Origin of the sequence: Streptomyces sp. ICN903, assembly GCF_022015835.1 — a bacterium.
In the GTDB taxonomy this organism is placed as follows: domain Bacteria; phylum Actinomycetota; class Actinomycetes; order Streptomycetales; family Streptomycetaceae; genus Streptomyces; species Streptomyces fenghuangensis.
Genome location: NZ_JAKMAY010000550.1, coordinates 1 through 1,594 on the forward strand (window position 1 = coordinate 1; position 1,594 = coordinate 1,594).

Below are 1,594 nucleotides of genomic sequence, written 5' to 3' on the forward strand. Positions count from 1 at the left end.
CCCCGGGCGCGGGTGGGGGGCCGCGGAGGCGTCCCCCGCCCGGCGGGGCCTACGCGGCGGGCGTGTCGGGCGTGTCGGGCGTGTCGGTGAAGGTCTCGCCCTTCTCCGCCTTCTCCACCAGCAGCGCGGGCGGCGCGAACCGGTCGCCGTAGAGCGCCTGGAGCTCGCGGGCGCGCGCCGTGAAGCCGGGCAGGCCGCCCTCGTAGCCGTTGATGTACTGGAGGACGCCGCCGGTCCAGCCGGGGAAGCCGATGCCCAGGATGGAGCCGATGTTGGCGTCGGCGACCGAGGTCAGCACGCCCTCCTGAAGGCAGCGCACACTGTCGAGCGCCTCGGAGAAGAGCATCCGCTCCTTCATGTCCTCAAAGGGCACGGCCGCGTCGGAGCGGGTGAAGTGCTCGCGCAGCCCCGGCCACAGGCCCGCGCGGCGGCCGTCGGCGTCGTACTCGTAGAAACCGGCGCCGCCGCTGCGGCCGGTGCGGCCGAACTCGTCGACCATCCGGTCGATGACCGCGTCGGCCGGGTGCGGCTCCCAGGTGCCGCCCGCGGCCTCCACCGCGCGCCGCGCCTCGTCGCGGATCTTCCGCGGCAGGGTCAGGGTCAGCTCGTCCATCAGCGAGAGCACCTTGGCGGGGTAGCCGGCCTGGGCGGCGGCCTGCTCCACGGAGGCCGGGTCCACGCCCTCGGCGACGAGCGCCACGCCCTCGTTGATGAACCGGCCGATCACGCGGGAGGTGAAGAAGCCGCGCGAGTCGCCCACCACGATCGGGGTCTTGTTGATCTGCCGCACCAGGTCGAAGGCGCGGGCGGTGGCCTCGTCGCCGGTGCGCCCACCGCGGATGATCTCCACCAGCGGCATCTTGTCGACGGGCGAGAAGAAGTGCAGTCCGATGAAGTCCCGCTGCCGCTTCACGCCCTCGGCCAGCGAGGTGATCGGGATGGTGGAGGTGTTGGAGCACAGCAGCGCGTCGGGGGCGACGACGTCCTCGATCTCGGCGAACACCTTGTGCTTGAGGGCGGTGTCCTCGAAGACCGCCTCGATCACCGCGTCGCATCCGGCGAGGTCGGCGGCCTCGGCGGTGGGGGTGATGCGGGCCAGCAGCGCGTCGCGCTTCTCGGGCGTGGTGCGGCCCTTGGCCAGCGCTTTGTCCAGCAGGCCGGCGGAGTACGCCTTGCCCTTCTCGGCGGCCTCGGCGCTCACGTCCTTGAGAACGACCTCGATGCCGGCCTTCGCGCAGGCGTAGGCGATGCCCGCGCCCATCATGCCGGCGCCGAGCACGGCGACCTTGCGCACCTTGCGGGGCTCGACGCCCCGGGGGCGGCTGCGGCCGGAGTTGACGGCCTGGAGGTCGAAGAAGAACGCCTGGATCATGTTCTTGGCGGTCTGCCCGGTCGCCAGCTCGGTGAAGTAGCGCGACTCGATCGCCTGGGCGGTCTCGAAGTCGACCTGGGCGCCCTCGACGGCCGCGGCCAGGATGTTGCGCTGGGCCGGGTAGGGGGCGCCGCCGAGCTGCTTGGCGAGGTTGGCGGGGAAGGCCGGGAGGTTGGCGGCGAACTTCGGGTGGGCGGGGGTGCCGCCGGGGATCCTGTACCC

1 protein-coding gene is annotated in these 1,594 nt (G+C 72.8%); it reads right to left on the minus strand.

Going from position 1 to position 1,594, the window contains the following annotated elements:
- Nucleotides 1–49: 49 nt before the first annotated feature.
- Nucleotides 50–1,594, minus strand: a 1,545-nt coding sequence (locus L7D48_RS28685) for a 3-hydroxyacyl-CoA dehydrogenase family protein (protein ID WP_237884009.1), incomplete at its 5' end; no start/stop codon positions are given.